Source organism: Shewanella sp. 553, from assembly GCF_059338375.1.
This window is the reverse complement of the sequence record NZ_CM181701.1, coordinates 824,442-847,713: the sequence shown is the minus strand read 5'-3', so window position 1 is coordinate 847,713 and position 23,272 is coordinate 824,442. Positions and strand designations below refer to the sequence as shown.

Genomic DNA, 23,272 nt, shown 5'->3' with positions numbered 1-23,272 from the left:
ATAAGGAGTTAGCATGACAGCGACAGTACTCAAAGTTATCTTTATTCTTGTCGGTTTAATGTTGGTATATAAACTTATTTTTAGCGGTAAGAAGGGACTCACCCTATTTGAGATGCATTTTAAACAGGGCCGCCTGACTGAACACAAAGGCAAGATCCCCGAAAAGTTCCTGCGTGAATGCAGGGCGATCGCCAAGGCTGAAAAACTTACCTGTGTGGTGCGCGCTGAAAAAGCGGGCGATGTTCGCTTACATGTTTCGGCCAATGTGGGGGATAGCATTACCCAGCGTATTCGTAATGTATTTCCGTTCGAATACTATGATAAAAAAACCACCGACAACTCACGCCAAGCGGGTTAACTCAATCCTATTAAACGAAGTCGGCCTAGCGCTCAAGCTAACCTTGAGCGCTATTGTTAAAGTGTTGCGTAATGACACGCCTCATCCTTGCTCCACTGATAAACTGTTACCATTGAGCCAACAATGGCTAACGGCTTATGTTTTAACTCAACGTTTCCTTCCCGCAAAGTATTCCAGCGCCCACACCAAAGCGATACCGGTACACATGGCCACAAGCGCCCAGATAAACTGTGATGGCTGGCCAGTCACGGCTTCAAACTGCATGGGTGATAAGTTTTGCTCTAGCAGTGGCACTTGTTCTCCATGGGAGTTAGTGCGCCACGTCAGCACTTGTTTCCATGGCCAAATTTTACCTAAGGTGCCCAGCATCAAACCGGTCAAAAAAATCAATGTGGCGTCATGATACTTACGCAGTAATGCCGATAAGAGATGACTAAATGACAGCAAACCAACAATACAGCCCGCCGCAAAGGTCGCCAACACAGCGATATCGATATTCTTGGCCGCGCTCAGCACCGAGGTATACAGGCCCAGTAGCAGCAAAATAAAGCTGCCGGAGATCCCCGGTAACAGCATGGCGCAAATCGCAATACAGCCGCCAATAAAGACATTTAAGTAGGTCATCTCCATTGCGATAGGGTTAAGCATGGTGATGCCCCACGCAAATACAGCGCCCATTACAAACAAGGCCAAACGCACCAGACTAAAACCCTGTACCTGCTTTAACATATGCACCACAGAGATAATGATCAGGCCGAAGAAAAACGACCACACAGGGATTGGGTGAGCCACCAGCAGATAGGTGATCAATTTAGCCAAGGTAAAGATACTGGTTAAAATACCGCCGAATACCGCGAGTAAAAATGGGCCATTGATATGTTCAAACGCGGCCTTAATGCCCTGCTGACGAACGAGCTTAATCAGATTAGGGTTAATGCGGCGGATACTCTCCAGTAGGGTGTCTAAAATTCCGGTAATAAACGCGATAGTACCGCCAGATACGCCCGGCACCACGTCGGCGGCGCCCATCGCCATGCCCTTTAAATAAGTCAGCAGGTATTTCACTCAAAATCCTTATGTTAATGATTAATGCTTAGGCTCTGGAGCCTCTGTGGGGGATTATACCCATGCTCACGAAGCAAGTGGAAATGAACTTTGTTTTATTCAGTTTTAATCATCTCTGCGGCCGCTCTACTGCGCCCCAATTGTTAACTAGCCCCTATTGTTAACTAATTGTGATTAGGCTAACCTAGGCACTCATCAGACCAGATAAATATAATCATAGACACTCATAATGAAACAGAAACCCACCAAAGTTATGCGCCTCTACCACAGGCTGAGCAAACTCCCCCTTGGCAATAAGCTGTTCTCAATCATGGTGGCACGCATGGCCCCCTATTTTGGCACCATACGCCCGTTGATCACCGAGTTACGCCCCAATTACTGCCAATGCCTGATCAAAAAACGTAAGGCGGTGCACAATCATATTCAGACCGTGCATGTTATCGCCATCTGTAATGGCTTAGAAATGGCCATGGGGGTGATGGCTGAGGCCTCTATTCCGGCGCACCTAAGGTGGATCCCCAAAGGGATGAGTGTCGACTATACCGCAAAGGCGGGCAGTGACATCCGCTGCGAAGCTGTGGTACAACCTGAGCAATGGGTTGAGGGCGATCTATTGGTGCCCGTGACCGCTTATGATCAAGATGATGTTGTCGTTGTAAAAGGACATATCAAACTGTGGATCTCGGCCAAACCCACCCCAAAAGCGGCGGCTTAGGCGCTAGCTTCCTCATTACCCCATACAGGATGTAGGTACCCCATTGAGACCACTAACAGGCACACTCGTTAATTGGAATAACGACAAGGGTTATGGCTTTATTCAACCCGATAATGGCAACGAACGACTGTTTCTCCATATCAGTAGCTTAGGGGCGCAGGCTACAGCGCCCAAAGTCGGTGTTAAATTGCATTACCAAACAGCAAAAGACAAGCAGGGGCGCAGCTGCGCCCTCATCGTCGATGATAAGGGCGCGCCCGTGTATCAGCGCAGAGGCAAGATTAACACCAAAGCTAAACGGCATAAACACAAGGCCCCCTCTCGCTTTGGTGGACAACTCGGGTTTAGGTTACTGCTGATTGGCGCCTTGTTTAGCGGTCTGTTCTTTGCCAGCCTAATGCAACGCCTACCTATTGGCTTAATACTCTATTATCTCCTTGTTAGCCTAATCACGTACCTTGCTTACGCCCAAGATAAACAGGCGGCGCAAACCGGGCAGTGGCGCATCAAAGAAAATAGTTTACAACTCTTAGCACTCATTGGTGGCTGGCCTGGTGCCCTGCTCGGCCAACATTCATTGAGGCACAAATCTAAAAAAGTGACCTTTCGTCTTGGCTTATGGCTAATGGTGCTATTAAACAGCAGCTTGCTTATCTGGCTGGTGACAGATAATGGCCAAGCCATGCTTAAGCAATGGTTAAGGTAACCCATTTTCAATAGTTTATACCGATGAGATAGCTATATTTAGCCTAAGAGATTGGTTATCATGGCGCCAGGGTTAACCAGAAGAATTGACTATGAGAATGTTATTAGCGGTTGTCGTTATTGCTGGAGTGTTGTTCTACTTCTACAGCAGCATGAACAACCAAAAAGCGGCCAAAAAAAATATCGAAATTGGCCAGAAATTTTTAGCCGACAATAAAAACCAACCGGGCGTGGTCGAGACCTTATCAGGCCTGCAATATCAAGTACTGGCTAAAGGAGAAGGTAACGTCCATCCCAAAGCCAGCGATACCGTGACGGTGCATTATCACGGCACCTTAATCGACGGCACAGTCTTTGACAGCTCAGTTGAGCGCGGTGAGCCCATCGCTTTCCCGCTTAATCGGGTGATTAAAGGGTGGACCGAAGGAGTACAATTGATGAGTGTTGGCGACAAGTATCGTTTCTTTATCCCAAGCACGCTCGCCTATGGCAACCGTGCAACGGGTAAAATTGAGGGCGGCTCGGTACTGATTTTTGATGTTGAACTCATCAGTATCGACAACTAGTCGCAAGAGCGACGCTCGCTCAACAAAAAACGCGCCCCCCAAGGCGCGTTTTTTTATGCATTAATCATTAGGGCCTGTTGATCTTTGCTGGTTGAATTTTGTTCGAGACAAAAACGTTTTAATTGAGGCGAGTGGATTGCAGCCTAGTCATCTAAGCAAAATTCACTTAACAAAGAGTAAAACGTTTTTAGCCGACCCCTTCGGGCAGCGTTTGTTGGTCATTTCTACTGCGTTCTCAGCTTTTTATGTAGAACAACTACACCACAAAGCTTCTGCCTTGTATAAATGCCCAGCAATTCGCTGCAAAAACAACCTTGAAAGATCAACAGGCCCTAGTACCCAAATGGGTTATCGATTGAGTGAGCAGGCTCGGTAAACCATACTGGGCCCTGCTCTGTCATGTAAAAGTGATCTTCATGCCGCACACCAAACTCACCCGGCACACACAGCATAGGCTCATTACTAAAGCACATTCCCGCTGCCAGTGGTGTGTGATCGTTTAATACCAAATAGGGCCACTCATGGATATCGAGTCCAACACCGTGACCGGTACGATGTGGCAACCCTGGCACGTCATATCCAGGGCCAAAACCTGCGGCCTCCAGCACATCACGCGCGGCGCGATCGACACTAGCACAGGTCGCGCCAATTTGAGCCGCATCAAATGCCGCAAGCTGAGCCTCTTGCTCTAACTGCCATAACTGTCGCTGGCGCGCACTAGGCGTGCCAAACACATAGGTGCGAGTAATATCTGAATTATACCCATGTAACTGGCAACCAGTATCGATAAGCACAGTGTCATTTAATGCTAACGCCTTAGGCGATTTCACTCCATGGGGGTAAGCGGTGTCTTCACCAAAGAGTACAATACAAAAATAAGAGCCAGCAGCAATGCCGACCGCCTTATGCGCGTCGTTGATAAAGGCTTCTACCTCGGCTACCGTGATCCCTTCATATAAGATACGCGCCGCCGCTTGGTGCACCGCTAAGGTCATCTCTTTCGCCCGTTGCAGCAGGGCTAACTCCTGAGCCGATTTTATCATGCGGCAGCCCGCAGTAATGGTTTTAGCATTGACATACTCAAGATGCGGCGCCACTTGACGCACACCGTCAAAGATAAAAAAGGCGGCAGATTCATCGATACCGACCTTACCTTGCGCTACGCCCATCTGCGCTAATACCTTAGCGCACAAGGCATAAGGGCTCTCATCTTCATGCCAAGTATTCACCTCGCCTTCAATCACCATAAAGCCGAGTAGGGTCGATAATTCAAATGCCGGCGCGATATATTGCAACGCACCGTTAGCCGGTAAGATAGCCCCCACCATGCGCTCGCTAGCATACCAGCGCGTGCCGGTAAAATAATACAGATTAGTCCCCGCATTAAGGTAGATGGCATCTATCCCCTGCGCTTGCATTAATGCCTGCGCCTTGGCAATTCTTGCCTGATATTCAGCGTAGCCTATCGCCTCAACCCCTTGAGTCATATCAACAAGCTTGGCCAATTCCTGTGCCGGCGTTGAACCACCTATACCGTTTGTCGTCGTTATTGTCATTACACTACCTTTGATGCGTCGGCGCTAACCTGTTAGCGCCACTCATCTGATTAAATGAAGGGATGATTATTTGGCATAAAGTATACAAAAATTTAGCCGTGATTAAATAGCAAATCGTGCGCCGCGATTGGCCCACTCAGGGTTAATAAATAGAAGTTCAATAAGCCCGTTAAGGCTCAGGCTATAACTCAAGTTTCTGCTCTTTGCTTACCGTTATTCGCCCCCACGCCATCAACAACAAATGCATGGCGATCAACGGAATGCAGGTCACGAGCATCACTTCCCAGCCCATATTATGTAACACCCAGCCGGCGCTGAGTGATGCCACCGCTTGGGCGCTAAAAACAAAAGCATCGTTAAAGGACTGCACCTTAAAACGCTCATCACTATGATAAAATTGCGGTAACAGTACCGTCCCACCCACAAAGAGAAAATTCCAACCGATCCCGAGTAACACCAGTGCCAGCCAGTAATTAAGCAGATCATGCCCCAGCAAAGCCACCACAATGGTGATCCCATAGGCGGCAAGCCCCACCAGCATCATAGGTTTGGGGCCAAATTTTGACATCAAATAACCACTGAATAATGAGGGGAAATACATCGCAATAATGTGACTTTGGATAACCCATTTAGTATCGGCTAATGAATGGTGCTCAACATGGTGCATATGCAGTGGTGTCGCGGTCATAATAAAACTCATCATGCCATAACCTATGGTGGCCGCGCCGATGGCGGTCCAAATCTGAGGTTGCAACAAGATCTGCTTTAAGTCTCGACCGTCGCGGCGCTTAACCACCTGACGCCCCATCGGCGCATCGACGTTTTCATAAAAGCTTAATATCACCGCAGCGGTTAGGCACACTAAGGTTAAAAAGATAAAAGCGCCCACATAAGGCTGGCTTATCAGCTCAGATCCTAAGACTGCCAATTCGGGGCCAAAGAACGCCGCCACCAGCCCGCCGACTAACACCCGTGATGCGGCTTTAGCCCCATCAATGGCTGCCACCGACTCCATCGCCGCAAATCGATACTGCTGCACCACCGCCCCGGCTGCGCCCAGCATAAAACCGCTCACACAGAATAAGCCAAACCAATGCAACTGCGTGGCAATCGCCGCAACCACACCGGCGCAGGCGCCTAACAATGCCCCCGAAATAAACACTGTTTTACGCCCAAAACGGCGCATTAAGCGGCTCACTGGAATTACCGATAACGCTACGCCTATCACCATCATGGCGATGGGTAGCGTCGCTAATGCGGCGCTTGGGGCCAGCTCGACACCAATTAAGCCCCCTAGCAACATCATCATCGGCGTGGCGCTCATGGCGAACGCCTGCGCTAGGGTTAATACCCATACATTTCTTGGCATTAGCTTACTTCCTGGTCAGTTATCTTATTGTCATTATTATCGATACAAGATAAACCAGTATGGCCGTTGCAATCTAGTACAAATCCTTAACGGCACTTCCAACCCACGCCAGCAACTGCGATAATCCTTGCACTTAAAGCCCGACGCCACAAGATTGTGGTAATAACAGGAGCCATAATGACCCAACCGATTGCAGAACGCCTTAGCGCCGTGCGCGCCGAGATGACGACCGCTAATATCGATGCTTTTATCGTCCCTCGAGCCGATGAATACCTCGGCGAATATGTGCCAGAACGCAACGAGCGTTTACACTGGTTAACCCATTTCACCGGCTCTGCCGGTATGGCTATCGTGTTAAAAGAGCACGCAGCCATCTTTGTCGATGGCCGTTACACAGTGCAAGTGAAACAACAAGTCGATGAGACGCTGTTTCAATATCAAAGCCTCACCGACACGCCGCAGATCCCCTGGTTAATAACACAGCTGCCGAGCGGGGCTAAGGTCGGCGTCGATGCACGCTTACATTCACTGAGTTGGTATCAAGATGCCAAGACCCAGCTCGAACGCGCAGGCATTGAGCTGGTCTGTGTCAGCGACAACCCTATCGACAGTCATTGGCATAATCGCCCTGCAGCATCGACCCATGAGATCATTTTATTTGATCAACAAAGCGCCGGGGCCAGCAGCCACGACAAGCGCATCCACATTGGCCAATTGATTAAACAAGCCGGCGCCGATGCGGCGCTTATCGCCGCACTGGACTCATTTTGCTGGTTGCTGAATATTCGTGGCCGCGATGTGCCTCGCTTACCTGTGGTACTGGGCACCGCTTTGCTGCATGCCAATGGCGATATGGTGTTATTTACCGACATCAATAAACTGCCCGCAGGCATCAGCGAACACGTAGGCGCAGGCGTCAGCTTTAACGCTGAAAGCGAACTCGAAACTGCGCTAAGCCAACTCAATGGCGTTAAGCTATTGGCTGACCCCAACAACGCCAACGCTTGGATGCAACTGGTTGCCGAGCAACATGGCGCTAAGCTCATCACAGGTGACGATCCGGTCGCCTTACCCAAGGCGCAGAAAAACCCAGCAGAATTAGCCGGCATGACCGCCAGTCATATCCGTGATGGTGTGGCCGTCAGCCAATTTTTAGCGTGGTTAGACAACGAAGTGGCCGCCAAACGTCTCTATGATGAAGGCCAACTGGCCGATAAATTGGAAAGCTTTCGCCTAACCGACCCGCGCTATCGCGAGCCGAGTTTCGATACCATTTCGGCCGCTGGCGCGAATGCGGCGATGTGCCATTACAATCATAACAATGGCACGCCCGCTATGATGAGCATGAACAGTCTCTATCTGGTCGACTCTGGCGCGCAATACCTCGATGGCACCACAGATGTGACTCGCACTATCGCCATTGGTGATGTCACCGATGAGCAGCGTAAGATGTTCACCTTAGTGCTTAAAGGCCATATCGCACTTGACCAAGCACGCTTCCCTAAAGGCACCACAGGGCAACAGCTCGATGGCTTTGCGCGCCAATACCTGTGGCAGCACGGCTTCGATTATGATCATGGCACCGGCCATGGCGTCGGCCACTTCTTAAGTGTGCACGAGGGACCACAGCGGATCGGTAAAAACAGCAACAATGTGGCTTTATTGCCCGGCATGGTACTGTCCAATGAGCCAGGATATTACCGCGCCGATGCGTTTGGTATTCGCATCGAAAACTTAGTCGCCATTCGTCCATGCCAAGCATTGGCTGGGGCTGAACGAGAGATGTATGAGTTTGATGCGCTCACCTTAATCCCCATTGATACGCGCCTAGTTGAGCGCCAGTTGCTGACAACGCAGGAGCTCACTTGGCTTAATGATTATCATCAACGAGTGCGTGACACCTTATCACCATTAATGCAAGGTGACGCGCTAGCTTGGCTATTACAAGCAACCGCAGCGATTTAAGTTACGTTCAAGTGATGACAACTTTTCTGTAAAAAATATCGATAAACAGCACCGAATCTAGGTGCTGTTTTTATTTCTACTGATAAAAACTCACTCAGGGCTTACCTAGCATTACATCCAAAGCTCGAACTTTATTAAGCGCACTTACCCCAATACAATAAAAGTGCAGGTTTTAACCAAAAATTTTGCTATACTCCGCGGCCGCCATTTGGCGTCGGTCATTAATCTAGCGATGCGTTCTCTACTGATTAAATAGACCAAACTAAATTGTTATATTGTCGATATGTTGAATAGGTAAAAACAGGATACCCCAATGAGATTTGAATCTTTTAGTTTTGCTCCAGAGATTGTGCGTGCTATCTCCGATTGTGGCTATCAAAAAATGACGCCTATTCAGCAGCAAGCGATTCCAGCGATTCGCCGTGGTCAAGATGTACTGGCTAGTGCACAAACCGGTACTGGTAAAACAGCAGCCTTCGCGTTGCCGATACTGCAAAAGATGGTTGATAAGCCAAGCGAAACCCAACGCTCAAACACCCGCGCCTTAATTTTAGCGCCCACCCGAGAGCTCGCGGCTCAAGTGGCTGACAATATCAAAGAGTACAGCCGCTATCTGCCTATCTCTGTGCTGACCATTTATGGCGGCGTCAAGATGGATACCCAAGCGCAAAAGCTGAAAAAAGGGGCCGACATTATTGTCGCCACGCCCGGGCGCTTACTCGAGCATATCCAAGCCTGTAACTTGAGCCTGTCGAATGTGGAATTTTTGGTACTCGATGAAGCCGACCGTATGTTGGATATGGGCTTTATCAGCGACATTCAAAAAATCTTACAAGCAGTAAACAGCAAGCGTCAAAACCTGTTGTTCTCGGCGACCTTCTCTAATGCCGTTAAGCAACTGGCTAACGAAATGTTGGTTAAACCAAAGCTTATCAGCGTGGACAAACAAAACACCACAGCGGTAACCGTCAGCCAAGTGGTTTATCCGGTAGAGCAACGCCGCAAGCGTGAGTTACTGTCTGAGCTTATCGGTAAGAAAAACTGGCAACAGGTGTTGGTGTTTACCGCCACCCGTGAAGCGGCCGACACCTTAGTGAAAGAACTTAACCTTGACGGCATTCCTGCGGCCGTGGTCCACAGTGAAAAAGCCCAAGGCAATCGCCGCCGTGCGCTGCGCGAATTTAAAGAGGGCAAGGTACGCGCATTGGTTGCGACCGAAGTGGCCGCTCGTGGCTTAGACATCCCAGCGCTGGAATATGTGGTTAACTATGATCTGCCCTTCCTCGCCGAAGACTATGTGCATCGTATTGGCCGTACAGGCCGTGCCGGTCGCAGCGGCGTCGCCATCTCTTTGGTGAGCCGTGAAGAGGAGCGCACCTTAGCCGATATCGAAAAATTGATCGGCACTAAGATCCGCCGCATCACTATTCCGGGCTACGAAGTGGGCAGTCGTGAGCTGCTGATTAAACAGCTGCAAAAACGTCGCAGCTTTGCTAAAAAGCAACAGCGTAGCGACAATGTGGGCGCGCAGGTGATCGCTGAGAAGAACATGGGCGCTCGCCGCGTCAAAGTGAAGAACTCGGCAAACGCTAAAATTAAGAAGCAAAAATAATCGACGTACGGTCACAAAATTATTTACTAAACAATTAAGGCACTTAACGGTGCCTTTTTTGTGCACCGCGCTTAATTATGCATCGTAAGCCGCGTGCCACTAATAGCCTCAGCATCGTTCGCTATCGCGAACAAGCACAGGGTGATCACCGCACTCTAGGGCGTTAGCGACAACATAAGGTATACTCGGCGGGCAAATTGCCCCCTTTTTTTGTGCTCGGAGAAACCATGACAGAGCAAACCTATAATCAAGCCCTCGTTGAATTAGCGCAAGCAGGACTGGCCGCTTTAGCTGCACGCGCCGACAGCCCCAACGCCCTTAAAACCGCCGCGGCCGAGAGTCACTTTATCTGCAGTTGGATGGCGCAATCGTTAAAGGAGCGCCGTTTTTCAAAACTGGTGGCTGACGATCTGAATCACTGGATCCGCGACGGACGTAGCATGGGCGCCGCAGCTAATCTGCCGGGGTTACTGGCTCGTATCGACCAGCAATACCGCGCAGCGATGGACAACCACACCATTGGGGCATCGCTGCAAACTATGCTCGACTCTCTCAACGAGGATGACTGGTTGGTGATTGTGGATTGCGAAGTCAGTGGCAAACTCAAGCTCGACAGCGATGGCCGCAACAGCTTAATCATCTCAGTGGAGCAATATGAGCAAGATATTGCCGAGGGTAAATTACTAAAACCTATTACCCTTTATGTGCGCAGCGATGAACAAGCGCTCGCTAAGTTAGCCGCCGAGCATCAATTGTTGCTCAGCGCGGGGAATAAAAAAGCCAGCTTAATTAAGCATCATAAGGCCTATAAGCTCTATCCTAATAATCGACAGCCGGCGCTTGCCCTGCTCGTCAAATAACTAAAATAACCCCGATAGCCAGCCAACGAGACAGCCCATGACATCAAGATCACACTACAATGCCCTGTGCCAGCAGTTTAAAACCATCTATCATTTTGAGCACTTACAAGCCCTTGGTGACTGGGATCAAGCCACCATGATGCCAGCGGGCGGCAGTCAGGCGCGGGGTGAAGCGATGGCGCAATTAGCCTTGCACATTCATGCATTAAAAACCGCCCCCAGCCTAGCGGAACACTTGGCCCGCGCGGCCGACGAGCCCTTATCTGCCGCGCAACAGGCTAACCTGCGTGAAATGCGCTATCAGCAGCTACAAGCGACCGCGCTGCCGGGCAAGTTGGTGCAGGCGAAAACGCAATTAACCTATACTTGTGAACATGCCTGGCGCGCCCAGCGACAACAAAACGACTGGCAAGGATTTAAACCAAATTTAGAAGCCGTTATCGCCTTGGTGCGAGAAGAGGCGCAGATCTTAGGTGAGGCACAGCAGCTTGCGCCCTACGATGCGCTGCTGAATAAATTTGAGCCCGGTACCACTATGGCGCAAATTGATCGCGTGTTTGGCGACCTCAAAACCTGGTTACCCTCGCTCATCCAGCAGGTACAAGCCAAGCAGCAAGAGTGGCCGACCAAGACGCTGCCTCACGCGACAATCGCCCAGCAAAAAGCGCTCAATCTAGATGTGATGACCTTGCTGGGGTTTGACTTTAAGCAGGGCCGACTCGATACCAGCAGCCACCCCTTTTCAGGCGGAGTTCCGGGCGATGTGCGCATCACAACCCGCTATGATGAGCATGACTTTTTAACAGCACTCTTTAGCACTATCCATGAAACTGGCCACGCCAGATACGAGCAAGGCTTACCCCTTGAGTGGCGCGGCCAGCCCGCAGGTAATGCACGATCCATGGCGATACATGAAAGCCAAAGTCTATTTTTTGAGATGCAGATGGCGCGCGGCACGGGCATATTGCCGCTATTACTGCAACGCATTAATCACCATTTAGGCTGCCAGCTCAGTGAACTAGAGCTACAACATTGGCTCACGCGAGTCTCACCGGGGCGCATTCGCGTCGATGCCGATGAGGTCACTTATCCCTGCCATATCATGTTGCGCTATGAGGTGGAAAAAGGCCTGATTGAGGGTCGTTTAACGGTAGCCGATCTGCCCGAATTTTGGGATGCCTCGATGCAATCACTCTTAGGTCTATCCACCCAGGGGGATTATCGCAACGGCTGTATGCAAGATATTCACTGGCCAGTGGGTGAACTGGGTTACTTCCCAAGCTATAGCTTAGGCGCCATGTATGCAGCCCAATTTAGCGCCAGCATGCAAAACCAAATTGGCAGTATCGATGCCTTAATTGCCGCGGGCGAACTGACATTAGTGACCCAATGGTTACAGGACCATATTTGGTCGAAAGGCGCATTACTGACAACTGATGAGTTAGTCATCGCCGCCACTGGAGAGACACTAAACCCGGCGCACTTTAAGCAGCATTTAATGACTCGCTACCTCTAATTTTCCTGGGGTAATGGCATCTAGATAGTCGCACCGTGATCACCCTGTACTTGCCATCACGGGGCGGCTTATAACGCCCAAATTGATTAGCCTAGCCAGCTGTGAGACCATCAACATTAATCACCACTGACAAGAAAGCGACTCATAGAGTACAACCGCCATGATTATCCGCCCTATTCACGCCGCTGACTGGCCCGCGATACTGCAGATCCAAGATGAGTGCTACCCCAATATCGAACCCGAATCGCTACAGGCACTGCAAAGTAAGGTACAACTGTCACCAGACTCTTGCTACGCCATCGAACGTAACGAGCAACTGATTGGCTATTGCCTCGCCCATCCATGGCAATTGGATCAGCCGCCAACATTAGAGCAGGTAGTAACTCAGCCTAGCCGCTGCAATACCCTGTATCTGCACGACATCGCCTTATCATCCAAGGCCAGAGGTTTAGGCGCGGGTGAACAGATCTTTAAGCGCTTAATCGATAACGCCAAACAGCACAATGTGGCCAGTATCTCTTTAGTGGCCGTGGGCGGTGCTCACACATATTGGCAACGATTAGGCTTTAAATCGCGTATAATCAGCAAATCTCTCGACGACTACCCCGCTGACGCCTGCTATATGGTGTATCCGTTAGCTTGAGCTGGGTCTGTAAGTCGATGAAAAATTAGTTAATTACATATTTAAGAGAGCAATATGGCCCGTAGAGTCGGTTACACCTTTAACAAGCAGTACAAAGAGATCAACTTCGTTTACGACAAGTATAACGACATGTATGAAGCGGTTGCAGCCGCCGAAGGGGTCGATTTGACCCGTTATCATGCGATGGAAGCCCAAGTGGCGACGACCTCTAAAGGCTCACAAGCGGTAAAAGATTATCGCTTAAAAGAGTTTGAGCGCTTTGGCTTTACCAAAATTCACTTTATTCGCGATGAAGTCGAATAATCAGATCTTAATGGCAGCCATAACAGCCCTAGCTAACCTGTAGATGTAGGAACTCAAATGTCCAATAGTGAACACGCTAACTTTCCTCGGGCGGGATTTATTCGCCGCCTCGGGGCCATCGTTTATGACTTATTACTGGCCGTGGCGGTATATATGATCGCTGGCGCCATCGGCTTTGGTGTCTTTATCGCACTCACCGCCAGCGGCATGTTATCGATGCAAGGTGTTGATCATGTCTCCGATCTGCTCAACGGCACCCCGCTTTATCAAGGTCTGTATCAGCTGTGGATCGCCTTGTGTGTAGGGCTGTTTTACGTCCTGTTTTGGAGTTACGGCGGCCAAACCCTCGGCATGCGCGCTTGGCGTCTGAAGATCCAACACCCTAACGGCCAAAGCCTGAGTGTGATCACCGCCACCGCACGTTTAGTCTGGTCACTGCTTGGCATAGGTAATTTGTGGATCTTAATCAATGGCGACAAGCTCGCGCTGCAAGATATGATGACCCGCTCTGAAGTGGTGGTATTGTCTAAAGAAGCCAACCAACTGCGTAATTGGCACGGGGTATAACCCTCAACACCAGCATCAAAAAAGGACCATTCAATGGTCCTTTTTTGTGCTAGGTGCTAGGTTTTCGCGCAACGAGCTTAAACCTTTCAGCCTTATTTACGAATGTAGTAAATCGCCAAGCTACTGAAGATCAAAGGCGGCATTATCGCCCCAAGAATAGGCGGTAAGCCATACACTAAGGTCATGGGGCCAAATATCTCATTACAGATATAAAAACTGAAACCGGCCATCACCCCCAATAACACTCTGGCGCCCATGGTCACGGTGCGCAGCGGCCCAAATACAAACGACAGCGCCACCAACATCATTACCGCCACGGTCACTGGCTGCATCACCTTACGCCATAGTGCCAGTTCATAACGACCGGAATCTTGATTGTTAATCTTTAAATAGTCCAGATAATCCACCAAGCCTTCGATAGACAAGCCCTCGGGTTTCACCGACACCACGCTAAGCTTATCTGGCGTAAGCGTCGATTCCCAGCGGTAAAGGGTTAAATTGCTCGAGCTCACCCTATCTTGTTCCAGCAAGGTTTGACGCACATCCAAGAGGCGCCAATGATCGCCCGAATAGACTCCGCGCTTTGCCGCAATCGTGCGCACCAGGTTGAGTTCGGCGTCAAACTCATACAGTACAATATTACGTAGGTTATCAATACTTTGGATTTCACCTATATTAACAAATAGATCGCCATCTTTAGCCCAGATCCCACGGCTGGATTTAAACAGACTACCGCCAGACACTTTCACCGCTTGCAACTCTTTCGCGTGACGCTCGGCAACGGGTGCGCCCCATTCCCCCAAGGCCATCACAATTAGCATCAGTGGCACCGCGGTTTTCATCGCCGATAAGGTAATTTGAAAGCGTGACAAACCAGATGACTGCATCACCACTAACTCAGAGTTAGAGGCCAGCATGCCCATGCCGATCAACGCGCCGAGTAGCACCGCCATCGGGAAAAACATCTCAATATCACGGGGGATCAAAAACAGCACGTAAATGCCTGCATCCACCATGGAATAACTGCCGCGCCCCACGACACGCAGTTGATCGACCCACTTAATAATGCCCGACAAACCGGTAAGCACCAGCAAGCACAATGCCGAGGTGGTGATCAGGGTGCGGGCGATATAGAAATCTAAAATTCTCATGCGGCCACCTTCTTACGTCTTAGAAGGCCAGCAAGTTTGGCGCCAAAAGGTCGTTCCTTACCCAGTAGCAATATGCCTAACAACAGCGCCGACGCATGGATCCACCACATGCCTAAATAGGCCGGGATCACCTCATCTTCGAGTGCTTTACGCCCGGCAATCATCAAACCAAAATAACCTAGGTAAAGTAAAATCGCCGGAAACATCTTGGCAAACTTACCTTGACGCACATTAACCCGCGCCATGGGCACGGCAATTAAGGTCATAAAGGGGATCGCCAACGGAATGGCCAAACGCCAATGGAACTCGGCGACGGCGCCCGCCCCTTCGGTGGCCATCAATTGGTCGATAGGCAAAGCCGACAACTTACGCCTTCGCTGATCCACCTCTTGCTCTTTAATCTGCATCTCATACCCGCTAAATTCAACCAACTGATAGTCGAGTTGATTAGGAGTATTTTGGTACTGAGTGCCCTCGTTTAGCTTGAGCCTTTGCGCGCCCGATTCATCTTCCACCACACTGCCCCCATGAGCGACAACGATGTTGGATTGCCCCGAATCATCCTCAGGATCAGGTAACTGGGCCACAAATACTTTATCTAGTTGATTGTCACGGCCAATACGTTCAACAAACAATACCGCTCGACCATTGGGGCTGGTTTGAAAACGCCCTTGAGTGATTGCCGCGAGTCCCGCTTCAGACTGGGCATGTTCTAACACGCGATTTTGCGCCTCTTCGGCCCAAGGCGTCACATAAATCGATAATATGCCGGTAAACAGCATATTGGCTAGCGCCAGCAGTAGAGTGACGCGGGTGATATACCATTCGCTTACCCCGACCCCATGTAACACCACCATTTCACTTTCGGCATACATGCGCCCATGGGCCACCAAAATGCCCAAAAACAGGCTTAAGGGCACCACAAGTACGGCAAGGTAAGGCAGGTTAAGGCCAAGCAGGGTCATGACTAAGGAGGCCGGAAACTCCCCTTCGGATGCATCAGCAAGTACGCGGACAAAATGTTGGCTAATAAAAATAGCTAACAGCACTAAAAGTACCGCCATTTGCGCTTTTAAAACTTCTCGAATCAAGTATCTAAATACAATCACAGGCAGGATCCAGTCCCTAAACTTATATTTATGCTGGTGTCAGCCTACTTTTCATGTAGACTGTCTACTTTTGGTAGTTTTGTGACCAAACCTTAACTAAACTTGGCAGAAGAACACCCATAAAATTAACAGCGGTGTACCATTTTTTAGGGACGATTTGGACATAAGCAGACATTATCTAATAAATAATAAAATTTGTCTTTAAGAATCTAGGAGAGCTCATGGAGTTTAGCGTTAAGAGCGGCAGCCCAGAAAAACAACGGTCGGCCTGTATTGTCGTTGGTGTCTATGAACCTAGACGCCTATCTGGTATTGCTGAGCAACTCGACAAAATCAGTGAAGGCTATATTAGTAACCTTTTACGCCGTGGCGATTTAGAAGGTAAACCAGGACAGATGCTACTGTTGCATCATGTACCTAACGTGCTAAGTGAGCGCGTGCTATTGGTTGGCTGTGGCAAAGAGCGCGAGCTCGATGAGCGTCAATACAAGCAGATCATCACCAAAACCATTAACACCTTAAATGAAACGGGTTCAATGGAAGCGGTATGCTTTTTAACAGAACTGCATGTTAAAGGGCGCGATACCTACTGGAAAGTCCGCGAAGCGGTCGAAACCACCCAAAACAGCCTATATTGCTTCGATGCACTCAAGACTCGCAAAGGCGAAACCCGTCGTCCGCTACGCAAATTAGTCTTTAATGTGCCGACACGCCGCGAACTCACCTTAGGCGAGCGTGCTATCGAACACGGCATGGCCGTCTCTTCGGGTATGCATCTGTGCCGCGACGTGGCCAATATGCCGCCTAACATCTGTAATCCAGCGTACCTTGCCTCACAAGCGCGTCAAATTGCCGAGCACCACGACACCTTAAGTGTGAGCACCCTAGGTGAAGAGCAAATGGCCAAACTGGGCATGAACTCCTACCTTGCCGTCGGTCGTGGCAGCGACAACGAATCTGTCATGACGGTCATGGAATATAAGGGGTCGGTCGACAGCACAGAAAAACCTATCGTATTGATAGGTAAAGGTCTTACGTTTGATTCTGGCGGTATTTCTCTCAAACCTGGCGAAGCCATGGATGAGATGAAATACGATATGGGTGGCGCCGCAGGCGTGATTGGCGCAATGAAAGCCCTATGTGAGCTTAAACTGCCTATCAATGTGGTGGGCATCTTAGCAGGCTGTGAAAACATGCCATCGAGCAATGCTTACCGCCCGGGTGATATTCTCACCACCATGTCAGGTCAAACTGTTGAGGTGCTCAATACCGATGCCGAAGGCCGCTTAGTGTTATGCGATGTACTGACTTACGTTGAGCGTTTCGACCCAGAGTTGGTGATCGATACCGCGACCCTAACGGGCGCCTGCGTGATCGCACTGGGTAAGCATGCTTCAGGGCTGTTTTCGTCACATAACCCATTAGCACACGAGCTACTTAATGCGGGTGAGCAAAGTGGTGACCGCGCATGGCGCATGCCACTGTGGGATGAGTATCAAGAGCACCTTGAAAGCCCCTTTGCCGACATGACCAACTTAGGTGGCCGCCCAGCTGGCGCTATCACCGCGGCATGTTTCCTGTCACGCTTTACCAAAAAGTACAATTGGGCCCACATCGACGTTGCAGGCACAGCATGGAACAGTGGCGCAAACAAGGGGTCAACTGGCCGTCCAGTGCCTTTGTTAACCCAATTTCTGATCAATCGCGCCGGTGTTGAACAAGGCGAGTAATTGATACAGTAAAAAGGTTTTTGGCCGATAAAAGTGAAGCGCTCAGCTTCACTTTTTTTATCTGGCTAACAACCGAGCGGATCGCCAAGTGCTGTAATCACTTTCAACCACTTGTTGATGCACAGTAAACCGACTAACCTAACCATAAATTAGACCTGACAAGGGATGTCTGGTGGAAGAAACCATTTTGAATTCAGACTTTAATCTCGACAAATTTTCTTGTAGCAACTGCGCCAACAACACCCAGTTATGCTTTGATTTTACCATGGCCTTTCAGCCCATCATTAATATTAAGCAACAGCAGATATTTGGCTATGAAGCCTTAGTGCGCGGCTTAAATAATGAATCGGCCTTTTCTATTATCTCCCAAGTCACCGAAAAAAATCGTTACGCCTTCGATCAGGCGTGTCGGGTAAAGAGCCATTGCCTTGGCCTCTAAGCTTGAGCTCGACTCTATGCTGAGCATCAATTTTTTACCTAATGCCATTTATCAACCCGAGCGCTGCATTCGCACCACCCTCGCTGCTGCCAAAGAGTATGGCTTTCCCACCAATAAAATCATGTTTGAATTTACCGAGGTGGAAAAAATTGAAGACAGCAACCATGTTCAACGTGTAGTCGAATACTATCGCTCACTGGGGTTTATCACCGCAATCGATGATTTTGGTGCAGGGTATGCCGGACTGGGCTTATTAGCCAATTTCCAGACCAATATCATTAAGCTCGACATGGATCTTATCCGTAATATCGACCAAGACATTGCGCGCCAAGCCATTGTAAAACACACCCTCAATATGTTTAATGAGCTCAACATCACCTGCCTAGCCGAAGGCATAGAAACTGTCGAAGAGATGGTTTGGCTGCGTGATATTGGTATTGAGCTAATGCAGGGCTACCTGTTTGCCAAACCTGGATTTGAGCACCTGCCACAAGTCGATTTTTCTCAGTTTTAACGCCTCAATCGCCACCAAAGAGTTAAGGTGCCAATCAAACGCGCTCACCACACTATTTAGGGACATGAGTTATTGACCAAGAGCGCGGCCTAACGCTGCGCCTTTTAACCCTGACAACCGCCAGTCACTAATACAGCAAGCTAATTCTTCAAGCCAGCCCTTGAAACCAGTCTTTCAAGCCCGTCTTTCAAATCTATTCTTCCACCGACGGCATTAACTCACCTCAGCAATAGACACACTCATATATCCTCATGGCCATTCACGCCGCAGTTTTGTCATCGCGGGCCATTTTTACAATTGAATAATCTTGATATTCAGCATCAGCATATCTGCTTTAGGTTTTATAACATCTAAATCGGCAAAATATGTCTCTACCCTGCACAGCAAAAAGCAGTGATAAACACCATACTTTTGCCGATACACACTATAAAACCAGCACTGGATTAACCACTGATTAATTGAGAATTTTTGATTTATCATCGGCGAATGCAGTGTGATTAAGCTCAATATATCCCCAAATGCCTAAGCTCATAATAGCCCAACTCATCTACAGCCCAACTCACCTTTCATCGCCGAAAACGCGCTGGGTCTGCGAGATGAAACACAGTGTGAAATCTGTAAGGAATGCTGCCAACGTCGCTCTGTTAGCGCCAATTGCAGTCGTAATAATGCGCAAGCTTAGCCCGGTTAGCCATCACCGGCACGACATAAAAGGAAACACTATCCAATGAAATCGTACTTAAATATTGCCTTAATCTGCGTTGCATTCGGCCTCAGTGCCCAAGCACAAGCCTTTGATGCCAAGTTAGCCCAAAGCTATCAGCAGCAGTTTAACAACGCCAAAGGCGCGACCGTGGGTAAGGCCATTGGCCTAATGAGTCCCGATGCCTTTATAACGCTGGCTCAATCAAACCAACCCATGCTTGCCATCGATATTCGCACCCCCGAAGAGCGTGGCATCTTTGGTTTAGGGATAAACCAGCAAATCGATATTAGTCTTAATGAGCTATTTACCCCAGAAAACCTCGCCAAGATCCCAACCGATAAACCTGTGGTGATAGTGTGTAAATCTGGCCTTCGCGCCATGGCCGCTGGCACGGCGCTGCGTCATCTGGGTTATGACAATGTCAAAGTGCTCAAAGGCGGCTTTGCCAGCCTGACAAAACAAGTTAGCCCCAAACTGGCAAAATAGTGTCGGCGCAAATGAAAATGGTCAATGGCCTGCTTACCAAGCAATTTAACAACGCGAACATCATGAGTTCGCCCGAAGAAAGGAGGTGATGACCCCAATACGCTGCAATACATAGTTAATTATCATCTGTTTATCATCTCTGCATTTAGGCAGCCTGTAAGGGCTGCCCTTTTTTTATCAATTAAAACGACCACTTCGGCCTTAATCGTTATCTTTGTGGTCAAGGAGTTGGCATCTAGGAGTGGAAATTGTTAGGGTGTGATCCGCTCAAACCTGTTTGATACGACATCTTTATATTTGCTCAAAGGAATCCGCTATGTCACGCCTGTTGTTACCTCTATTAACCCTTATTTTCATGCAGTTTTCGATACAGGTTAACGCCGCGACTAATAATGAAGATGCAGAAACTCCCCCAGCAACCCCATTGGCACATTCACAAACCGATATTCTCGATAGACCTCTGATTGAGCGCTATATTCTCGATGAACTGAAACAGTTAAGAAGCGAGCAACAAGATCTTGAGCGCCGCATGATCGTCAGCATTACCGACCGCGAGCTGTCGGTCGCCGACAAGTCACTTAACTATGCCAACGTGACCGTGACCTACTTCTTTTATATTATCGCTGGCGTTGCCTCGCTTATCGCCTTTATCGGCTGGCAATCACTGCGTGAGATAAAAATGAATACCGCCAAACTCGCCGCCGATCAGCTCGATAACATTACCGAACAATATGAATCTAAGTTTAAGGAGTTGGAAAATGACCTTAAACGGAAAAGCCGCATCATCACCAAAAACAACCGTGATATTGAAATTATTAATGAAATCCATACCCTATGGTTACACGCTCAAGGCGCACAAACCCCAGAGCAAAAAATCGCGGTGTACAATGAGATCTTAAACATTCGCCCGGGCGATCTTGAAGCCATGACCTCTAAAGCCGATGCCGCCATGGAGATGCGCGAGTTTAACTGGGCGCTCAGCCTGTGTAATCGCGTGCTCGAAGTCGACTCTAATAACGCCCATGCGCTCTATCAACGTGCCTGCGCCTTCGCCTGCCTAGGGCAGGAAGATCGCGCCTTGTCGGATCTACAGCAAGCCATTGAAAACAGCGTGTCCTTTAGAGAGGTAGCCGCCAATGAAGCCGATTTTGCGAACCTAAGAGACAACCCAAGGTTCGATATTCTTATCTCATCGACCGAGAGCTAATACAACGCCTGTTCGGCAGGGGCATGTGCAGATACTTCTGCTACACGGTAAGTAATGTGCTAGCTGACATTTAGCTGAGTTCGTATTTATTGGATGTGTTTGAAGGTCGTACCTTCATGGCAATCTATCGCCTGCCCGGCGGGGGATGTGCAAACACTATTTTGGCTCGCCGAGATTCCATCCATGGAGGCTCCACGGCGACATCCTGTCGCCAAGGGCCAAAACCGCGTTTACACTGGGTCATTTCGTCTCTTCGATTTGGCTTCATTGGGTAAGGTGAGTGACGTGTTAGCTAACATTTAGCTGAGTTCTTGTTTATTGGATGTGTTTGAAGGTTGTACCTTCATGGCAATCTATCACCTGCGGTGAGGGTTGATTAAGCGTTAACCTTCGCTGCTATCAATCACCTGCCGTGGGCATATGTGCAGATACTTCTGCTACACGGTGAGTGAAGCGTAGCTTCGAGCCCACGAACGAGAGGCAGGGATGCCGAACTGGCTTTTAGATAGGGATATCGTTGTGAGCCGTCCGTGGAGGCTCGACGATGGCATCCCTGCCATCAACGTCCGCAGCCGCATCTGCACTGGATTATTAACTTTCTTCGATTTGACTTCATTTGATACTGTGAATGAAGTGCTAGCTAACATTTAGCTGAGTGCTTATTTATTGAATGTGTTTGAAGGTCGTACCTTCATTGCTACTTAACGCCTGCCCGGCGGGGGATGTGCAGATACTGCTTCGGGACGCTGTACGCCATCCATGGCCGCTTAACGAAAACATCCATGTTTTCGATACCCTCAGCCGCATCTGCACTGGGTCATTTCGTCTCTTCGATTTATCTGCGTTTGATACACCTTGATACAAGCCATTATTTTTATGGAAAAAAGCATACTGAAATGTGACATAACATGTTGATTGCAACCAGCAGGGTAGATTAAAGTATCACCACTTAAGGACAGAGCCAGGCCAACTCGAATCAAACATCGACCACGCCATTCAGGGAATGAAAAGCCAACCACCATGCGCCAATCACCTCCCATAAAAGTAAACTCTGACCCCATTTATTTACATGCTTGGTCTTCTACCTTACAAGGTAGCGTACCTTGCAAGGTCTCACTAATAAGTTGTTAGGCTTACAAATTATTATTTAGGAAAATTTATGAAAATTAGAACTACGTTACTATCATTACTTTTTATCTCATCTCCATCCTTTTCTGGAGATCCTGAGTTTATAGATTTTGCAGTAAAACAAGCTCATAACCAAGGCTTTACAGGTTGTGATACTGCTATAAAAAAGATATATGAAAATGCGGGAGGCTCTGACATACGCATCAATGTTACCAAACATAATGACAACCCAAATCAACTTACAATGATTGGTACTTGGGGTAGCAAAGGGGATTCTGTTTTTAACAAAGTTACGTTGTTTAAAGTTGGAACTCAATGCAAATATGACCTTACTTCAATAATTCAGTCTTCAAAATCATGTATGGCATATGCCAAGGAAATGTCTGCTTTTGACTATGTTGCTGAAACTGGAGATTACATCTGGATGCAGAATAAAGGGGGCGTAAATATGATGCTTCAATCTACTGGATTGGGTTGTACAGCGATATTTAACTTGGATCAAAAAGCCTAACAAAGCGTTTAAGACAGATTCCCAACGCATGGCATTTTCATTTCATCGTTGGGTTTTGTGTTTACGGTGTAATGGTTTAAGTTCTGTGGTGGCGTTGCTCACTACTTAACGCGGCGTTATAAGGCATTATGAGTTCGGCATTAATCGCAGCCGCAGTGGTTGCATCAATAAGCACACCAAACTATGAAGTATCATCATGTGATAACTCAAAGTTTGAGCTAAAGCACGCTGTTGTTGCTAAATGGCCTGTGATTGAAGATCACCTGCGTTTAGATTCTGGATTTGTGAAAATAGAAGCCATAGTAAACTCTACTGGTGTTGTAACTTCTCAAAAAATAACTGAGACAAAGCCCCGACGTATATTTGACCGTTCAGCTATAAAGGCAATGGAGAAATGGTTATTCTCAGAGAGTGATAAAGAGCAAAGATGTTTTAATGTTATCTTTAAGTTTAAGTTGGTGCGTTGAAGCGCCTTATAACAAGCCAAGTCA

General features: G+C 48.6%; 22 protein-coding genes and 1 pseudogene. 18 read left to right on the top strand and 5 right to left on the bottom strand.

Annotation, left to right across the window (positions count from 1 at the left end):
- The first annotated feature begins 13 nt into the window (after window positions 1-13).
- Window positions 14-358: a DUF3634 family protein gene (locus AC5YBZ_RS03840; RefSeq protein WP_475515989.1), complete on the top strand. Its 345-nt coding sequence runs from the start codon at window positions 14-16 to the stop codon at window positions 356-358.
- Between the two features lie 147 nt (window positions 359-505).
- Here AC5YBZ_RS03840 and AC5YBZ_RS03835 read toward each other — a convergent pair whose 3' ends face one another.
- Complete coding sequence (locus AC5YBZ_RS03835; protein ID WP_494519932.1) at window positions 506-1,423, bottom strand: polyprenyl-phosphate transporter; 918 nt, start codon at window positions 1,421-1,423, stop codon at window positions 506-508.
- A gap of 229 nt (window positions 1,424-1,652) precedes the next feature.
- Here AC5YBZ_RS03835 and AC5YBZ_RS03830 point away from each other — a divergent pair, with 229 nt between their 5' ends.
- The 3 genes from AC5YBZ_RS03830 (at window position 1,653) to bamJ (ending at window position 3,409) form a co-directional block, all read left to right on the top strand.
- Window positions 1,653-2,138, top strand: coding sequence for a hotdog fold domain-containing protein (locus AC5YBZ_RS03830; protein WP_494519933.1), 486 nt, complete (start codon window positions 1,653-1,655; stop codon window positions 2,136-2,138).
- Window positions 2,139-2,181: 43 nt separating this feature from the next.
- Window positions 2,182-2,844, top strand: a complete 663-nt coding sequence (locus AC5YBZ_RS03825; RefSeq protein WP_494519934.1) for a DUF1294 domain-containing protein — start codon at window positions 2,182-2,184, stop codon at window positions 2,842-2,844.
- Between the two features lie 91 nt (window positions 2,845-2,935).
- Window positions 2,936-3,409, top strand: a complete 474-nt coding sequence (bamJ, locus tag AC5YBZ_RS03820) for a BamJ family beta-barrel-assembly machinery protein (RefSeq protein WP_494519935.1) — start codon at window positions 2,936-2,938, stop codon at window positions 3,407-3,409.
- 332 nt (window positions 3,410-3,741) lie between these two features.
- Here the strand turns inward: bamJ and AC5YBZ_RS03815 are convergent, their stop codons facing one another.
- Entirely contained in the window at window positions 3,742-4,965 is a 1,224-nt protein-coding gene (locus tag AC5YBZ_RS03815) for a M24 family metallopeptidase (protein ID WP_494519936.1), read from the bottom strand.
- A 181-nt stretch (window positions 4,966-5,146) separates the two neighbouring features.
- Entirely contained in the window at window positions 5,147-6,334 is a 1,188-nt protein-coding gene (locus AC5YBZ_RS03810) for an MFS transporter (RefSeq protein ID WP_494519937.1), read from the bottom strand.
- A gap of 177 nt (window positions 6,335-6,511) precedes the next feature.
- On the opposite strand from AC5YBZ_RS03810, the gene AC5YBZ_RS03805 reads away from it, so the two are divergent.
- The 7 genes from AC5YBZ_RS03805 (at window position 6,512) to AC5YBZ_RS03775 (ending at window position 13,800) form a co-directional block, all read left to right on the top strand.
- Window positions 6,512-8,299, top strand: coding sequence for an aminopeptidase P family protein (locus tag AC5YBZ_RS03805; RefSeq protein WP_494543429.1), 1,788 nt, complete (start codon window positions 6,512-6,514; stop codon window positions 8,297-8,299).
- Between the two features lie 313 nt (window positions 8,300-8,612).
- The gene (locus AC5YBZ_RS03800) at window positions 8,613-9,911 is read left to right on the top strand and encodes a DEAD/DEAH box helicase (protein WP_475515982.1); all 1,299 of its coding nucleotides are present in this window, start codon (window positions 8,613-8,615) and stop codon (window positions 9,909-9,911) included.
- A 227-nt stretch (window positions 9,912-10,138) separates the two neighbouring features.
- On the top strand, window positions 10,139-10,771 hold the full coding sequence (locus AC5YBZ_RS03795) for a DUF2913 family protein (protein WP_475515981.1): 633 nt from the start codon (window positions 10,139-10,141) through the stop codon (window positions 10,769-10,771).
- A gap of 37 nt (window positions 10,772-10,808) precedes the next feature.
- A complete protein-coding gene (locus tag AC5YBZ_RS03790; protein WP_494524382.1) occupies window positions 10,809-12,287 on the top strand; it encodes a carboxypeptidase M32 in 1,479 nt (492 codons plus the stop codon).
- 160 nt (window positions 12,288-12,447) lie between these two features.
- The gene (locus AC5YBZ_RS03785) at window positions 12,448-12,930 is read left to right on the top strand and encodes a GNAT family N-acetyltransferase (RefSeq protein ID WP_475515979.1); all 483 of its coding nucleotides are present in this window, start codon (window positions 12,448-12,450) and stop codon (window positions 12,928-12,930) included.
- A 54-nt stretch (window positions 12,931-12,984) separates the two neighbouring features.
- Window positions 12,985-13,233 carry a DUF2960 domain-containing protein gene (locus tag AC5YBZ_RS03780; RefSeq protein ID WP_494543428.1) on the top strand — a complete coding sequence of 83 codons (249 nt, stop codon included), beginning with the start codon at window positions 12,985-12,987 and terminating at the stop codon, window positions 13,231-13,233.
- A 57-nt stretch (window positions 13,234-13,290) separates the two neighbouring features.
- Window positions 13,291-13,800: an RDD family protein gene (locus AC5YBZ_RS03775; protein WP_494524381.1), complete on the top strand. Its 510-nt coding sequence runs from the start codon at window positions 13,291-13,293 to the stop codon at window positions 13,798-13,800.
- Window positions 13,801-13,892: 92 nt separating this feature from the next.
- Here AC5YBZ_RS03775 and lptG read toward each other — a convergent pair whose 3' ends face one another.
- Window positions 13,893-14,951, bottom strand: coding sequence for an LPS export ABC transporter permease LptG (lptG, locus tag AC5YBZ_RS03770; protein ID WP_475515977.1), 1,059 nt, complete (start codon window positions 14,949-14,951; stop codon window positions 13,893-13,895).
- Window positions 14,948-16,060: an LPS export ABC transporter permease LptF gene (gene lptF / locus AC5YBZ_RS03765; RefSeq protein ID WP_494519941.1), complete on the bottom strand. Its 1,113-nt coding sequence runs from the start codon at window positions 16,058-16,060 to the stop codon at window positions 14,948-14,950. The genes lptG and lptF overlap by 4 nt, the downstream gene beginning before the upstream one ends.
- A gap of 221 nt (window positions 16,061-16,281) precedes the next feature.
- Here lptF and pepA point away from each other — a divergent pair, with 221 nt between their 5' ends.
- The 7 genes and pseudogenes from pepA (at window position 16,282) to AC5YBZ_RS03730 (ending at window position 23,248) form a co-directional block, all read left to right on the top strand.
- The gene (gene pepA / locus AC5YBZ_RS03760) at window positions 16,282-17,790 is read left to right on the top strand and encodes a leucyl aminopeptidase (RefSeq protein ID WP_494543427.1); all 1,509 of its coding nucleotides are present in this window, start codon (window positions 16,282-16,284) and stop codon (window positions 17,788-17,790) included.
- Window positions 17,791-17,977: 187 nt separating this feature from the next.
- A pseudogene (locus AC5YBZ_RS03755) lies at window positions 17,978-18,743 on the top strand (EAL domain-containing protein).
- Window positions 18,744-19,470: 727 nt separating this feature from the next.
- Entirely contained in the window at window positions 19,471-19,935 is a 465-nt protein-coding gene (locus AC5YBZ_RS03750) for a rhodanese-like domain-containing protein (protein ID WP_475515973.1), read from the top strand.
- 316 nt (window positions 19,936-20,251) lie between these two features.
- A complete protein-coding gene (locus AC5YBZ_RS03745; RefSeq protein ID WP_494543426.1) occupies window positions 20,252-21,142 on the top strand; it encodes a TPR end-of-group domain-containing protein in 891 nt (296 codons plus the stop codon).
- A gap of 519 nt (window positions 21,143-21,661) precedes the next feature.
- Window positions 21,662-21,793: a hypothetical protein gene (locus tag AC5YBZ_RS03740; protein WP_494543425.1), complete on the top strand. Its 132-nt coding sequence runs from the start codon at window positions 21,662-21,664 to the stop codon at window positions 21,791-21,793.
- 508 nt (window positions 21,794-22,301) lie between these two features.
- Complete coding sequence (locus AC5YBZ_RS03735; RefSeq protein WP_494543424.1) at window positions 22,302-22,781, top strand: hypothetical protein; 480 nt, start codon at window positions 22,302-22,304, stop codon at window positions 22,779-22,781.
- A gap of 128 nt (window positions 22,782-22,909) precedes the next feature.
- Window positions 22,910-23,248, top strand: coding sequence for an energy transducer TonB family protein (locus tag AC5YBZ_RS03730; RefSeq protein WP_494543423.1), 339 nt, complete (start codon window positions 22,910-22,912; stop codon window positions 23,246-23,248).
- Window positions 23,249-23,272: the final 24 nt, after the last annotated feature.

Coding starts and splice junctions, on each gene's coding strand:
- AC5YBZ_RS03840 (WP_475515989.1), top strand. CDS start 14: ATGACAGCGACAGTACTCAAAGTTATCTTTATTCTTGTCGGTTTAATG.
- AC5YBZ_RS03830 (WP_494519933.1), top strand. CDS start 1,653: ATGAAACAGAAACCCACCAAAGTTATGCGCCTCTACCACAGGCTGAGC.
- bamJ (WP_494519935.1), top strand. CDS start 2,936: ATGAGAATGTTATTAGCGGTTGTCGTTATTGCTGGAGTGTTGTTCTAC.
- AC5YBZ_RS03815 (WP_494519936.1), bottom strand. CDS start 4,965: ATGACAATAACGACGACAAACGGTATAGGTGGTTCAACGCCGGCACAG.
- AC5YBZ_RS03810 (WP_494519937.1), bottom strand. CDS start 6,334: ATGCCAAGAAATGTATGGGTATTAACCCTAGCGCAGGCGTTCGCCATG.
- AC5YBZ_RS03805 (WP_494543429.1), top strand. CDS start 6,512: ATGACCCAACCGATTGCAGAACGCCTTAGCGCCGTGCGCGCCGAGATG.
- AC5YBZ_RS03800 (WP_475515982.1), top strand. CDS start 8,613: ATGAGATTTGAATCTTTTAGTTTTGCTCCAGAGATTGTGCGTGCTATC.
- AC5YBZ_RS03795 (WP_475515981.1), top strand. CDS start 10,139: ATGACAGAGCAAACCTATAATCAAGCCCTCGTTGAATTAGCGCAAGCA.
- AC5YBZ_RS03790 (WP_494524382.1), top strand. CDS start 10,809: ATGACATCAAGATCACACTACAATGCCCTGTGCCAGCAGTTTAAAACC.
- AC5YBZ_RS03785 (WP_475515979.1), top strand. CDS start 12,448: ATGATTATCCGCCCTATTCACGCCGCTGACTGGCCCGCGATACTGCAG.
- AC5YBZ_RS03780 (WP_494543428.1), top strand. CDS start 12,985: ATGGCCCGTAGAGTCGGTTACACCTTTAACAAGCAGTACAAAGAGATC.
- AC5YBZ_RS03775 (WP_494524381.1), top strand. CDS start 13,291: ATGTCCAATAGTGAACACGCTAACTTTCCTCGGGCGGGATTTATTCGC.
- lptG (WP_475515977.1), bottom strand. CDS start 14,951: ATGAGAATTTTAGATTTCTATATCGCCCGCACCCTGATCACCACCTCG.
- pepA (WP_494543427.1), top strand. CDS start 16,282: ATGGAGTTTAGCGTTAAGAGCGGCAGCCCAGAAAAACAACGGTCGGCC.
- AC5YBZ_RS03750 (WP_475515973.1), top strand. CDS start 19,471: ATGAAATCGTACTTAAATATTGCCTTAATCTGCGTTGCATTCGGCCTC.
- AC5YBZ_RS03745 (WP_494543426.1), top strand. CDS start 20,252: ATGTCACGCCTGTTGTTACCTCTATTAACCCTTATTTTCATGCAGTTT.
- AC5YBZ_RS03735 (WP_494543424.1), top strand. CDS start 22,302: ATGAAAATTAGAACTACGTTACTATCATTACTTTTTATCTCATCTCCA.
- AC5YBZ_RS03730 (WP_494543423.1), top strand. CDS start 22,910: ATGAGTTCGGCATTAATCGCAGCCGCAGTGGTTGCATCAATAAGCACA.